Consider the following 14,173-nt stretch of genomic DNA (forward strand, 5'->3'; position numbering starts at 1 on the left):
GATAAAGAGGAAGCCGGGTTACATCTACAACGCAGGGTCTATGCCCTCAGGTTGGGCGCTATATACCCGGCTTCCAGGTGAACTCTGGTAGCTAGCCAAAGTTCATGGACAGATACAAGGTTGGGCTTCCTGCGTCAGCCCAACCTACGGGAGTACGAAACAATGGATGCCATTGGTTTCATGAAGCGCTCTAAAGCACCCCCAATTCCCGCGCGCGGACGATGGCCTGGGTCCTTGAACGCACGCCCAGTTTGGCGTTGAGGCGCCTTGCGTGGGTTTTTACCGTATGCAGCGAGATATGCAGCCGATCGGCAATGTCCTGGTTGGACAGGCCAATGGCAATCAGCTCGAGCACACCCCGTTCACGATCACTGATGGGCTCAGCCAGTTCGCCACCGGCTTTCGACGCCTGGTGTTTCTCGACCCGGAAATAGGCCCGTAGCCGGTCAAAGAAGGGCGATTCCCCCGCGGACGCCAGGACCTTGGGCAGCAGTTCGCGCAATGCGCTCTCCATTTCGATGAACGGACTGACGTATTCCTCACGCGCCGCCTCTTGCAGTGCTTCGCGTAGAGCGACGAGGGCCTTGTCCGGTTTGCCGGCCTTGTCGTGGATCAGGGACCGGAGAATCCGCCCGTATATCAGCCGTCCCAGCGGCAACTCGAGACCGTCGACCGCCTGGCTGTAGGCCGACAGGCGATCCTGGGCGGCGGCCAGGTCTCCCCGCGCAATCTCCTGACGAATCCGCAGGGTTTCCACCAAGCCGGGCAGCATGGGGAAAAGCTCGGGCACGCAGGGTTCCTGGCCCTCAACCGCGAGAGACCCCAGAGCGGAATCCACGCGCTGCAGTTGGTCACCCTGCAGCCAGCAGGACAGCTTCAACGCTTCCAGAACCGGACGATAGGCCACATCATCCACCTGCCACAATTGCATGGTGCGCTCGGCCTGCCCGATCCAGCTGAAAGCCTGTTCCAGCTCGCCGCGGGATTTGGCAATCAACGCACGCAATGCGAGGTTCATCAGCACCCCGAGATCGCGGCAGTGCTCGGCCTGGCGCGCGGCGCGCACCAGACAGGCTTCGGCCTCCTGCCAGCGGCCCTGGTGCCAGAGCAGCAGGGCCAAGCTGAGCTGCAAACGGCTCTCCCCGACTCGCGGAGGTTGGTACGGTGCGTTGAGCGCTACGTCCATACCGCGACGAATCAGGGTCTCGGCGCGCTTGAGATAGCCTTTGCCCAACTCAATTCGAGCATGATCGTATACCGCCAGGATTTCGCTGCCCGGATCACCGGATTCACGGGCCAGCCGCGCGGCATGTCGATTGGCACTGCGCGCTTCGGCATAGCGCTCACCGGCGCAAAGGGCACTGGAGCGAATCCACAGCGCCATCAGTCGGGCGTGATCAGACAGTGCGGCATCGGCGAGCGCCTGATCGACAACCGAAAGCGCCGGTTCGATCACACCGCGACCGCGCAGGATAAACGCACGCAACGTCATCAGCCGGCCGCCCAACGCATCACGTTCGGCTTCTGGCAGGCCGTCGATCAACTTCTCTGCCTGACTGAACTGCCCACCAATCGCATGCACCCAGCCGTAGACCAGACGCAGGCGAGGACTCTTGTCGACCAGGTGGGCCGGCAACTGCTGGCGCCAGCTCAATAATTCGCCGGTGTTCTGGCCGGCTAACAAGGCTTCGGACCCGCTGGCGGCGATCTCCAGGGCACGGTCGGCGTCCTGGGCTCGTAACGCGTGTGTCAGTGCTTCGGTACGGTCACCCCGGGCTTCGAACCAGTGACTGGCACGCAGCGCCCGCGCCTGCCGGCCATGCAGCTCCCTGCCCAGCAGCCAGTCGCGGAACAGGGGATTAAACCGGTACCAGCGCCCTTGACCGGAGACCGGCCAGATCGGCAACCCCCGCTGGCAGGCCATGGAAGGCGTGAGCTCCAGATCAAACAGCGCCTCATTAAGGGACTGTAGCAGCGCGTCACTGATGAGTTCCGGCTCAGCCATGTGGAACAACATCACCTGGGCGACGGTGCTGTAACCGCTCAGAAGACCGTCGCGAAAGAAACGGGCAACCGACGGGCTTTCCAATATGGTTCGCGGGGTGTCAGAGTCGCCCTGCAGCTCCATCCGGAACAACTGCAGTGGCGTCATCCAGCCCTCACTGAGATGATGCACCTGCTCGACGTCCGCCGGGCGGATGCGTTCCTGTTGCATTTCCCCCGCAAACAGGGCCTCGGTTTCGGCCAGAGAAAGACGAAGATGCTCGGCACCCAGCCGCGTCAGCCGACCGCTCAGGGCTGCACTGTGCGTGGAGAAAGTGACCTGTTCTCGGGAAATAAGCACCAGCGCGAGTGTTTCCGGCAACTCGGCGACCAGCTGCTCAATCAGATCCCGGGCATCTGGATGGGCCAGCCAGTGCACATTATCGAGAACGATGCAGGTCGGCAGCTTGTCAGGATTCTTGGCAAATTCCCGGGCATAGCGCTGCAACAAGAGACTGAGGAGGTCGGGATAAAGATCACGCTGCAATGCCCCCTGGGCCTGCCGCTGATCCTGCCCCAGGGCGAGACCCAACAGGGCCATCAGGCGCCGGGGGTCATTGTCTCGTGATTCGATGCTGAGCCAGGCCACCCGGTCAGCCTCAGCGGCCACGACCCATTCCCGTAACGCCTGCGTTTTCCCATAGCCTGCGGGCGCTTCAAGCAACAGGGTTCTGCCGGGCTGCAGCGCTTGCGCGATCGTTTGTTGCAGGCCAGGTCGAGCCAGGAAGTCGGTGGGTGCAGCCGGTACCCTGATCCGGTGACCGAGCAGATCCCGGATCAGCTCGCCGGACGGTACGGCACGGGCCTGATCGGCGAAATCGTCGTTCGCCGCCTGTACGTCGAGAATTGTTTTCAAGATATGCCCCAATCAAACGTCGCGATCCAGGCCAATCGCGGGTGTGGTGTTGCGTCTGGTCTTCTGTCCCATGCTCCCGATGACAGCGGACTGTCATCATCCACGCATTATCCAGAGACTCCTGTTGTTGTTCTCCCTGTTTTTATTGTTGTCTCCGACCGGTTATGTCGCACTGGACGTGCCCGGTTCTACTTTGCGACTAGATTAATACAGTTTGGACCATAAGGGCAAAAATCTCGTAATTTCAGCGTGCTGGATACAATTTGTTACGTATGCAGAGCCGCTGGACCCATTTACGCCGCCGTAAACAAAAAAGCCCCGGCCAGGGCCGGGGCTTTTCCAGAACGATATCCGATCTTAGCGAGTACCTGCGCGGCGCAGTGCGGCCGGCGTGTATTCGCGAGAGTTACGCTTGGTTCCGAACTCGTACGGATCCTGTTCTTCGTTGGTCAGACCCAGGGCCAGATAACGACCGGAGAGGGTATCGTACAGCACCTCGATGGCGTACCAGGGCACCTTGTGGTCATAGAAGTACATGCTGTGGGCTTCAGCCACTCGCCACAGTTCGCCACGACCATCGTAATGATCGATGACGGATGCCTGCCAGGTGTCTTCGTCAATGTAGAAGTCACGACGGGCGTAGACGTGACGCTCCCCTTTCTTCAGGGTCGCCCGCACGTGCCACACGCGGTGCAGTTCATACCGGGTCAGCGCCTGATTGATATGACCGGCCTTGATGATCTGGTTGTAGTCCAGGTCACGGTCGACCAGCTTGTAGGAGTCGTACGGAATGTACATTTCCTGCTTACCGATCAGTTCCCAGTCGTAGCGGTCAGGCGAGCCGTTGTACATGTCGAAGTTGTCAGACGTACGCAGACCATCGGCAGCGGTACCCGGACCGTCATAGGCCACCTGCGGTGCCCGGCGAACCCGGCGTTGACCCGCATTGTAGACCCATGCCCGGCGCGGCTCCTGAACCTGGTTGATGGTCTCGTGAACCAGCAGGACGTTACCGGCCAGACGGGCCGGACCGGTGATCGCCTGCTTGAAGTAGAACAGGACGTTCTGGTCTTCCTTCGGATCAAAATCCTCCAGCGCCGCACGCCAGGTCAGCTCATCCTGGAAGTGGACAACGCTGAAGTTGCCATCCGCCGTTGGAGTCACCTGACCGACGTGACGAGTCACCGAGCCACCACGATATCGCGTGATGTGGTTCCAGATGACTTCCAGACCGTTTTGCGGAATGGGGAACGGCACACCGTTGGTGTAGTTCTCCATACCGTTGCCGCTGGGGATCAGCTTGGTCTGGGTGGCGTTCTGCTTGGTCACATCGTAAATGTCTTGCGGGTACGCCGCTGGACGATGGGTCGGATAGACCGGGATGAAGTAATCGTCGTACTTCTTGATCATCTTCACCTGGCCGGGAGACAGCTTGTCCGCATACTGATCGACGTTACTCTGGTCGATGCGGAACTCCTCCTTGTCATCCGGGTACGGATTGACGTAGATACCATCGCCTTTGTAGCCCGCCGGAATGGTCTGCAGGCCGCCGTCCCACGCAGGGATGGCGCCGCCGTTACCGGCCTTCTCGGCACCGATCGGCGTGAGCGTGTCTCCGAGCTTCGCCGCTTCCTGAGCAGAAACAGCGGCACTGGCAGCTCCCCCGTAGAGAGACGCAGCCAGAATGCCGGTGGCGATTAGTGTCTTGTTCAGTTTCATTGTTATACCTCGTAATACAAATTCAGGCCCGATCAGAAGGAGACCGATACGCTGGCACTGACAAAATCCCGGTCGGTCAGTTCGTTGTACGGTTTACCGCCGAAATAGTTCGTGTAGCCAACGTTCGCGCTGTAGCGGTTCTGGTAGACACCGGTCAGCGACAGACCAATCGCCTTGCGGCCTTCCAGGAAGTTACCGCCGGGCGACGGCGCGTAACCCTGTACGTCGTGAGAGAAGGCCAGCTGCGGGCTCAGGTTCACACCGGCAAACACGTTGGGGTAGTCCCACACGAAACGGGTGCGGTAGCCCCAGGAGAAGGATGTGGTGAAACCTTCGTTGTTGCAGTAGTTGGTGTTGATGTTGAGCGCCGCACCGGTTGAGCCGGATCCGTCACAGGCACCGCCGGGCAGCTGACCGATACCGTAGGTACCAGAACGGCCGTAACGGGCTTCGTCGTAATCAGGCAGACCGTGAACGTAGGTTGCGCCCACTTCGCCGACGAAGGTCAGACGGCTCGCGCCCATCACCTGATCGAAGAACTTGATCAGGGTGAACTGCGCCTGGGAAACCTTGAAGCGGTCATAACCTTTCACCTCGGAACCGGACAGATCCGCACCGTTGGCTTCCGCCTCACGCTGCTGCTGCAGCAAACTGGCCGCTTCGCCGGTTTCCGGATTATCCAGCTGCAGACCACCGTAGATCAGCTCAAAGGCGTTCCACTGCAGCGGCATGTTGTCACGGAAGCTGTACTCGGCACCCAGTGACCAACCACCCGGAATCGTGGTGTTGATACTGACACCGTACAGGTTGATGCCTTCCGGATACTCGATGTAGTAGCTCGGGAATTGCTTGCCGTTGTCCTCGTCGTTCACGACGCCACTCACGTATGGCAGACGGCTGTGGTAACGGATGTAGTAGAAGCCCAGCTCGGAATCGTTCAGCGCGGGCACGTACCAGCGAATGGCGGCACCGAACTGGTCACGGTCGTCCGGTTCCTTGTCGCCAACACGCGGCGAGATAAAGCCCTGAGCATAGGCCTGGGAGTCGGGCAGCTGGCCGGCCAGCAGGACCGGCCCGCAGCCATCAGCGGCAAAGTCGTTGGTGGAGAAGAACGTACCACAGTCATCCGGACGGACCTTTTCCCAGTCCGTCTGCAGGAAGGCTTCCAGGGTGACGTTCTCGGTCAGACCAATGGAGGAATAGAGCATCTCGACCGGCAGCAGTGCATCTTTCAATTCTGCACCGGGCGCCCGGATGGCGTTAACGTCGACCGGGTTGATGACGTTGATGCCGCCCTGGATGAAGGTACTTTCACCCCAGCTCAGGACCTGTTTGCCGTAACGGACACTGACCGGCGTTTCGCCGAAGTACCAGTCACTGAAAACGTACGCGTCCAGGAACTCACCGCCGGAGGCGTTGTCTTTGGCATCATCATTCAGCTCACGCTGCTGGCCGACGTAGTCGGTCGCGCGGGATTCATCCTTGAGCTCGAAGTCGTACCAGTAACGGCCACGCAGGAAACCACCGACACGGGTCAGGTATTCGCTGTCCACGTTGTAGTTGAGGTACAGCTCACTGGTGCCCTTGACGATCTTGCTGTAAGTGTCGCCCTTTTCGAAGTTCAGGTTGCCGTCGTCATAGTTGTTGGTCGACGCACCGATGTTGGCGTTGGCGCCGCCCGGCGCGTAGGACGGGCCCAGGTTACCCTGCGCAATCAGACGCTTGTCCCGGTCTTCTACCCGCCAGCCCACACCGGCTGTCAGTGTGGTGTCAAAGGAAGCTTCAACGTCGCCCAGGTAAAACTGAAAGGCGGCGGCAGGTGTCGACAGTGTGGCCGTGATGGCTGCTGCCAGGGGCAGTTTGACCCACTGTTGCCGCTGTTGGATTTTTCTTGTCATTGGAAAGCTACTCCATTGTTGTTCTGAGTCGCGCTCTAGTTATTTGTTTTCACGATGTCGGAGACTCCACGCACAGTGCTCGTGATGATGGCACTATAGCTAAGGCCCCGGGACGCTTTGATCGATCAAAAGTATGATTTTGCGGCCCCCTCACCGCCGGGTCTCCCGTGATGCCATCGCGGCACCGCCCCTGCGGATTACCCTTTTTGTGCTGCATGCCGGTTTTCTGTCCTGGCCGGCCCAAATCGCCGAAACAGCCTGCTCCCTATAGCCGGACGCTACCGCCCGCTGCAGACTTCTCGCAAAGCACCCTCAATATAGACGGTAAAACAGGGGGCAACCAGCGCAGGCAAACCGGTTTCAGGCCCGACGGCAGGATATTTGTGATGCACTGCAAGGGAACGGAATCGGTCAGGAGGGAATCCGGCAAGCCCGGGCACGACCATCGCCCGGGCTTGGGAGGACATTCTGCAGGTTAATGACCCGCAGATGCGGGGATCAAAGCATCTCGATGGCCATGGCGGTGGCTTCGCCCCCACCGATACACAGCGCAGCGATACCCCGGGATTTGCCCTGGCGTTTGAGCGCATGCATCAGGGTGACCACCAGACGGGAGCCGGTGGAACCAACCGGATGACCCTGAGCGCACGCGCCCCCGTGAACGTTGACCTTGGCCGTATCCAGTTCCAGTTCCCGGATCGGCATCATCGCCACCATGGCGAACGCTTCGTTGATCTCGAACAGGTCCACATCATCCTTGGCCCATCCGGTTTTCTCGAACAGGGTCTTGATCGCACCGACCGGCGCACAGGTAAACTCCGAGGGATGCTGGGAATGAGTCGAATGGGCGACGATCCGTGCCATGGGCTGGAGACCGCGACGTTCCGCTTCGGACTCACGCATCAACAGCAGCGCTGAGGCGCCATCGGAAATCGAGGACGCGTTGGCAGCCGTCACCGTGCCGTCCTTCTTGAAGGCAGGCCGCAGCGTGGGGATCTTCTCCAGGTTTGCCGTCATGGGCTGCTCGTCATCCTCGACCACCGTTTCGCCCTTGCGGGTCTTGACGGTAACCGGAATGATCTCGTCTTTCAGCACGCCGTCCTTGATCGCCTGCTGGGCCCGCTTGAGCGAGTTGATGGCGTAGTCGTCCATCTCCTCACGGGTGTAGCCCTTCTTGTCGGCCATATCCTGGGCGAATGCGCCCATCAGACGACCGGTTTCCGCGTCTTCCAGTCCATCCAGGAACATGTGGTCCTGCGGCGCCTGACCCGGTCCCATCCGATAGCCCTGGCGTGCACCAAGGAGTACATAAGGCGCGTTAGACATGCTTTCCATGCCACCGGCCACCATGATGTCATTGGTGCCGGCCTTGATCAGATCGTGGGCCAGCATGGCGGCCTTCATGCCCGAGCCGCACAGCTTATTGATCGTTGTAGCGCCGGTGCCGTCCGGCAGACCGGCCTGACGCATCGCCTGGCGCGCGGGGCCCTGTTTGAGGCCGGCGGGCAACACGTTACCCATGATGACTTCCTGCACGTCTTCCGGTTGCAGCTTGGCACGGCGCACGGCCTCGGCAATGGTCAACGCACCCAACTCGACGGCACTGACCGCCGCAAGGCTCCCCTGGAAACCGCCCATCGGCGTGCGGGCACCGCTGACGATGACGACGTTATCGTTGCTCATGGTATTTCCTCATCTGTGGTCGAGCCCGCTTTATTGGAAGGTACGGGCTTGTTATTGGTGTTTCGTCGGCTCCGCCCGCCGGATCAGGGCTTATGCGGTGCCTGGAGGTATTCTTTCGACTGCATTTCCAGCAGACGCGATTCGGTCCGCTCGAACTCAAAGCCCAACCGCCCACCGGCGTAGAGCTCGTGGATCGGCGCCTCAGCCGAAATGATGACTTTGACGTGACGGTCGTAGAATTCATCGATCATATTGATGAAGCGCCGGGCCTGATCATCCTTTTCACGGCCGAGAACCGGCACATCACTGACGATCACCGCATGGAACTCCCGCGCCAGCTCGATGTAGTCATTCTGGCTGCGCGGCCCGTCGCACAGGGCCTTGAAGTCGAACCAGACCACATCGTCGGCGTGACCGATGGCCGGGATCTTGCGGCCGTTCACTTCCAGATTCAGCGAGTGACCGGTGGAGTCCACCGACAGCCGTTCGAAACTGGACTGCAGGCTCTCGGCAGCTTCAGGTCCCAATGGCGTGTGGAACAGGCGGGCCTGCTCCAGCGTCCGCAGACGATAATCGACGCCGCCATCGACGTTGACGACGTCCGTATACTTCTTGACCAGGTCAATCGCTGGCAGGAATCGGGCGCGCTGGAGGCCGTCCTTGTAGAGACCGTCCGGCACGATGTTCGAGGTGCAAACCAGGGTCACGCCGTGGCTGAACAGCGTATCGAGCAACGTAGCCAGGATCATGGCATCACCAATGTCCGACACGAAAAACTCATCGAAGCAGATGACCGCCGTTTCTTCGGCAAAGCGCTCGCCAACGGTTTCCAGGGGATTCTTGGTTCCCTTGAGTGTCTTGAGTTCGTTGTGCACCCGCTGCATGAAGCGATGGAAATGAACCCGCATCTTGCGCTCGAAAGGCAGCGATTCGAAAAACGTGTCCATCAGGTAGGTCTTGCCACGACCGACTCCGCCCCAGAAGTACAGGCCCGTGATGGGCTCCTCACGGCCGCCACGCAGCTTACGCCGCAGCTTGGTGAACGTCTTTTGTCGCTGGCTTTCGGATTCCACCAGTTTGTCGTACAGTGCCTGAAGACGCTGTACCGCGTCCGCCTGAGCGGCATCCTTCTCGAAACCGTCTTTCTGGAGGTCTTGCTGATAGCGTTCCCACGGGGTCATGCGTTGCTCTTGTCTCGCTGGATAATGCTGGTCAATAAAGCGGCGTATTGTCGCTGATTTTGTCCCTTTTCTCCATTGTGTCGGCTCGCAGGCGGCAAGACCGCCCCCGGATTCCGCGCCCGTTAAAGGCGATACCGGTCAGTCGATGGTCTATGCGACGATTGGAGGGCCGAACAGGCATGGGCGATATACCGGTCAGCCGGTATACTTAGGGTGCCCGCGTTCATACCCTGCGATGCGTCTCCAAACAGTGAGCGCCGCCAGGGTGCAAGACTGGGCAGTCAGGGTAATCAACCGCCACTAAGGCACCGGGACGCCACCATCGGCGTCTTACATACTCATTCTCGAATTCAGGGTCAGGGACAGTATGACGCAACTCATTCTCATCGGTTTAGCCACCCTCGTCATCGGGCTCGTTGTCGGCGTACTGGTCGGCCGCTCAGGCCAGAGCACCAGCTTGCGCCAGCGCCGTCTGGAGCAGCAGATCGACGAGTTGCGCAGCGAATATACCCGGTATCAGGCCCAGGTTAACGAGCACTTCATGGAATCCGCTCATCTGATGCGCCGGCTCAACGATGTCTACCGGGACGTCAGCCAGCACATGGCCCGCGGCGCCAACCGGCTGTGCCACGATGAAGACTGGCTCCATGAACTGGAGAAGAAAGACGACACCGCCCGTCTGGGGGACGCCAAGTCAGGCGACTCCGGTTTTGAACCGCCCCGGGATTACGCACCCAAAAGCGATCCCAAGGAAAAAGGCACCCTGGCCGAAGACTACGGCCTGCGCGAGAAAAGCAAAACCGAATAAGACGGCCACGTTCCGACGTGACCAGACGGTGGCAACCCGACAACCGGTTGCCACCGCCCTTCCCTACACCGGATTATCGATATCGATAAAGGTGTGACGAATCCCCAGCTCCCGTGCCAGACGCTCACCTACCGCCTGAACGCCGTAACGCTCCGTTGCGTGGTGACCTGCCGAGAAATAGTGAATGCCATCTTCCCGTGCGGTATGCACGGTGGGTTCTGAAATTTCACCGCTGATAAAGGCGTCGGCACCGGCTTCCAGGGCCTGGTTGATGAACCCCTGGGCGGCTCCGGTACACCAGGCCACCCGACGAATTGGGTCGGCGCCATGCCCTACGTGCAAGGGCGTTCGGCGCAAGCGCTCTTCCAGCAGACCGGACAGCTCGGTCGCTGTCATCGGTGACGCCAGGTCGCCGATCCACACCAGGCCACCCGCCTGCAACGGTGCGGCGTCGCGCAGATCCAGCACGTTGGCCAACTGCCGGTTATTGCCCAGCTCGGGATGATCATCCAATGGCAGATGGTAAGCCAGCAGACTGACGTCCTGGCGCAACAGGGTTTGCAGGCGCCGCTTTTTCATACCGCGAATGCGCTGGTCTTCACCCTTCCAGAAGTAACCGTGGTGCACCAGCAGCAAGTCGGCGCCCGCCTCGATCGCGGCATCGATAAACGCCTGGGATGCGGTGACGCCGGTGACCACATGCGCCACCGACTCTCGCCCCTCGACCTGCAGGCCATTGGGGCAGTAATCCTGGAATCGACCGGGCTCAAGCCACGATTCTACAAGGCTGACCACCTTGTCACGGGTCGTGCTCGTCGTCATGGGAGACCTCCGGAGCGGATGCTTGAGAAAATGGCAGGCCGGCGACCCGAGAGATCGCCAGCCTCGTTCTTAAACGATATCAGGCAGGGCCCCGAGCAGGGCGTCGTTCTGTGCTTCGGAACCGATGGTAATGCGCAGGTGGTTCTCGATACGCGGCTTGTTGAAGTGGCGCACGATGATGCTGCGTTCCCGCAATGCCGCAGCGAGATCCGCGCCGGCGTGGTCGGGATGGCGAGCCAGTACGAAATTGGCGGCTGACGGCACCACGTCGAAGCCCAACTGTTCCAGTCCGTCCGTCACCCGCTGGCGCTCGCGGATCACATAGTCGGTCGCGTGGCGGAAATAGTCTTCGTCGTCGTAGGCGGCGACGGCCCCAACCAGTGCCAGACGATCCAGTGGGTAGGAGTTGAAGCTGTTTTTCACGCGCTCCAACGCCTCGATCAAGTCCTCATGACCTACGGCGAAACCCACTCGCAGACCGGCCAGCGAGCGTGACTTGGACAGCGTCTGCGTCACCAGCAGGTTGGGATAACGATCCACCAGCTTTATGGCGCTCTCAGCCCCGAAATCCACGTAGGCTTCATCAATCACCACGACCACATCCGGGTTGCCCGCCACAATCCGCTCGACGTCGGATAAGGCCAGTGCCCGACCGGAAGGCGCATTGGGATTGGGAAAGATAATGCCGCCACAATCGCCCGAATAATCCTCCGGACGGATCGAGAAATCCTCCGCCACCGGGATCGCCCGGGCCTCGATGTGGTAGATGCCGCAGTAGACCGGATAGAAACTGTAGGTAATGTCCGGAAACAGGACCGGCTTGCCGTGCTGGAACAGGCCGAAGAAGATGTGTGCCAGCACCTCGTCGGACCCGTTGCCCAGGAACACCTGTTTTGCCGACACCCCGTGGTAATCCGCCAGCTTGGCTTTAAGGACATCGCCATTGGGGTCCGGGTAGAGACGCAGGTTATCGCCCGCTTCGGCACGAATGGCTTCCAGCACTTTCGGGGAGGGGCCCAGCGGGTGCTCGTTGGTATTGAGCTTCACCAGATCCTTGAGTTTGGGCTGTTCGCCGGGCACATAGGGAGTCAGTTCCTTGACCCGGGGGCTCCAGAATCGGCTCATGATGCCTCCCAACTCTTATCCCGGATACGGTACTCGGCGGACTGCGCGTGCGCTGTCAGCCCCTCGCCACGAGCCAGTACGGAAGCGACCTTCCCCATCTCGCTCGCGCCTTCCGCAGAGAAGCCGATGATGGACGAGCGCTTCTGGAAGTCGTAGACACCCAGCGGCGACGAGAAGCGCGCCGTGCCGGATGTCGGCAGTACGTGATTGGGTCCCGCGCAGTAGTCGCCCAGGGCTTCCGCCGTGAAACGGCCCATAAAGATGGCGCCGGCGTGCCGGATGGACGGCAGCAAGCTTTCCGGATCCGCTATCGACAACTCCAGGTGTTCCGGTGCAATGCGATTGCTGACCGCAGCGGCCTGGGCCAGGTCGTCGACATGGATCAGGGCCGCGCGATCGGAAATGGATGTGGCGATGATCTCGGCCCGCTCCATGGTGGGCAGGAGCTTGCGGATACTGGCTTCAACCCGGTCGAGGAAGTCAGCGTCCGGGCTGATCAGGATCGACTGGGCCTGTTCATCGTGCTCGGCCTGGGAGAACAGGTCCATGGCGATCCAGTCCGGATCGGTCTGGCCGTCGCAGATCACCAGAATCTCCGACGGACCCGCAATCATGTCGATCCCCACGGTGCCGAACACTTCGCGCTTGGCGGTGGCGACAAAGATATTGCCGGGACCGACGATCTTGTCGACCCGCGGCACGGTTTCGGTGCCATACGCCAGCGCGGCTACCGCCTGAGCGCCGCCGATGGTGAAAACCCGGTCCACGCCGGCGATACCAGCCGCAGCCAGCACCAGATCATTGACCGCCCCACCGGGCGTGGGCACCACCATCACCACTTCACCCACGCCAGCCACTTTTGCTGGAATGGCGTTCATCAAAACGGATGAGGGATAGGCGGCCTTGCCGCCGGGCACGTAAAGCCCGGCCCGATCCAGCGGGGTCACTTTCTGGCCCAGTACGGTGCCGTCCGCTTCTTCATACTGCCAGGACGGCGCCTTCTGGCGTTCGTGGTAATCGCGAATACGGGCCGCGGCGGACTCCAGCGCCTCGCGCTGGGCGTCAGGAATCGAGTCGACCGCTTCGGCCATGCGCGCTTTGGAGACTTCCAGTTCAGCCACGCCGCTTGCCGTGACGCGATCGAAGCGCTCGGTGAATTCCAGCAGCGCTGCGTCACCCCGGGTGCGCACTTCATGCAGGATATGCCGGACCGACTCATTGACCTGATGATCGACGCTGTCATCCCACGCCAGCAGGCGCTCCAGGGTGACATCGAAATCCGCCGCATTGGCGGACAGGCGTTTTACGGTAACCTCGGTCATAACACATCCTCTCGGGATACGGACAAAGACTGGTTGGGTTCGGCAGGGGCTTGGCGGCCGTCAGGCCTCGCGACGACGATCGACCGCCTCACCCAGTTTTTCAATGATAGGGTGCAGGACCCGGTGCTTCATCTTCATGGAAGCGCGGTTGGCCACCAGGCGGGTGCTGATGTGCGTAATCAGTTCGCGCGGCTCCAGGCCATTGGCCTTGAGGGTATTGCCGGTGTCGACAATGTCCACGATCTCATCCGCCAGATTAAGAATGGGCGCCAGTTCCATGGCCCCATACAGCTTGATGATATCCGCCTGGCGGCCCTGTGAGGCGTAATACTGACGCGCCAGATTGACGAATTTTGTCGCCACTCGAACGCGCCCTTCAGGCGACGCCTGCCCGACCGGACCGGCGGTCATCAGCTTGCAGCGCGCAATGTTGAGGTCCAGCGGCTCATACAGACCGGCGCCGCCGTGCTCCATAAGGACGTCCTTGCCGGTCACGCCCAGATCGGCACCGCCGTACTGGACGTATGTGGGCACGTCGGTCGCGCGGATAATCAGCAGGCGCACGGCCGGATCCGTGGTGGGAAAAACCAGTTTGCGGGAGCGGTCGATGTCGTCGACCGGCTCAATGCCCGCTTCCGCCAGCAACGGCAGGGTTTCCTTGAGGATCCGCCCCTTGGAGAGTGCGATGGTGATGCTGTCTGTCATAGTCTGTCCAA

10 protein-coding genes are annotated in these 14,173 nt (G+C 60.7%); 1 reads left to right on the top strand and 9 read right to left on the bottom strand.

Translation table 11 applies throughout. The features are described 5' to 3' along the window. Window positions 1-190 precede the first annotated feature (190 nt). From J3364_RS05900 to zapE, 5 genes are all read right to left on the bottom strand, one after another. Window positions 191-2,899 (bottom strand): LuxR C-terminal-related transcriptional regulator, encoded by a 2,709-nt coding sequence (locus tag J3364_RS05900; RefSeq protein ID WP_349557469.1) that lies wholly within the window; start codon window positions 2,897-2,899, stop codon window positions 191-193. A gap of 357 nt (window positions 2,900-3,256) precedes the next feature. After that, complete coding sequence (locus tag J3364_RS05905) at window positions 3,257-4,618, bottom strand: DUF1329 domain-containing protein (protein ID WP_123632538.1); 1,362 nt, start codon at window positions 4,616-4,618, stop codon at window positions 3,257-3,259. A 32-nt stretch (window positions 4,619-4,650) separates the two neighbouring features. After that, window positions 4,651-6,516, bottom strand: coding sequence for a DUF1302 domain-containing protein (locus J3364_RS05910; RefSeq protein WP_349557470.1), 1,866 nt, complete (start codon window positions 6,514-6,516; stop codon window positions 4,651-4,653). A gap of 498 nt (window positions 6,517-7,014) precedes the next feature. Beyond that, entirely contained in the window at window positions 7,015-8,199 is a 1,185-nt protein-coding gene (locus J3364_RS05915) for a thiolase family protein (protein WP_349557471.1), read from the bottom strand. 83 nt (window positions 8,200-8,282) lie between these two features. Then, window positions 8,283-9,380 (bottom strand): cell division protein ZapE, encoded by a 1,098-nt coding sequence (gene zapE / locus J3364_RS05920; RefSeq protein WP_349557472.1) that lies wholly within the window; start codon window positions 9,378-9,380, stop codon window positions 8,283-8,285. A 367-nt stretch (window positions 9,381-9,747) separates the two neighbouring features. Here zapE and J3364_RS05925 point away from each other — a divergent pair, with 367 nt between their 5' ends. Next, entirely contained in the window at window positions 9,748-10,188 is a 441-nt protein-coding gene (locus J3364_RS05925) for a Z-ring associated ZapG family protein (RefSeq protein WP_123632542.1), read from the top strand. A gap of 63 nt (window positions 10,189-10,251) precedes the next feature. Here the strand turns inward: J3364_RS05925 and J3364_RS05930 are convergent, their stop codons facing one another. The 4 genes from J3364_RS05930 to hisG all read right to left on the bottom strand — a co-directional run bounded on the left by J3364_RS05930 (window position 10,252) and on the right by hisG (window position 14,162). After that, the gene (locus tag J3364_RS05930) at window positions 10,252-11,010 is read right to left on the bottom strand and encodes a Nif3-like dinuclear metal center hexameric protein (protein WP_349557473.1); all 759 of its coding nucleotides are present in this window, start codon (window positions 11,008-11,010) and stop codon (window positions 10,252-10,254) included. A 69-nt stretch (window positions 11,011-11,079) separates the two neighbouring features. Beyond that, window positions 11,080-12,135: a histidinol-phosphate transaminase gene (gene hisC / locus J3364_RS05935; protein ID WP_349557474.1), complete on the bottom strand. Its 1,056-nt coding sequence runs from the start codon at window positions 12,133-12,135 to the stop codon at window positions 11,080-11,082. After that, window positions 12,132-13,457 carry a histidinol dehydrogenase gene (gene hisD / locus J3364_RS05940; protein ID WP_349557475.1) on the bottom strand — a complete coding sequence of 442 codons (1,326 nt, stop codon included), beginning with the start codon at window positions 13,455-13,457 and terminating at the stop codon, window positions 12,132-12,134. The genes hisC and hisD overlap by 4 nt, the downstream gene beginning before the upstream one ends. A gap of 60 nt (window positions 13,458-13,517) precedes the next feature. Further along, on the bottom strand, window positions 13,518-14,162 hold the full coding sequence (gene hisG, locus J3364_RS05945) for an ATP phosphoribosyltransferase (protein WP_349557476.1): 645 nt from the start codon (window positions 14,160-14,162) through the stop codon (window positions 13,518-13,520). Window positions 14,163-14,173: the final 11 nt, after the last annotated feature.

Origin of the sequence: Marinobacter sp. NFXS9 (assembly GCF_040148665.1) — a bacterium.
In the GTDB taxonomy this organism is placed as follows: domain Bacteria; phylum Pseudomonadota; class Gammaproteobacteria; order Pseudomonadales; family Oleiphilaceae; genus Marinobacter_A; species Marinobacter_A mangrovi.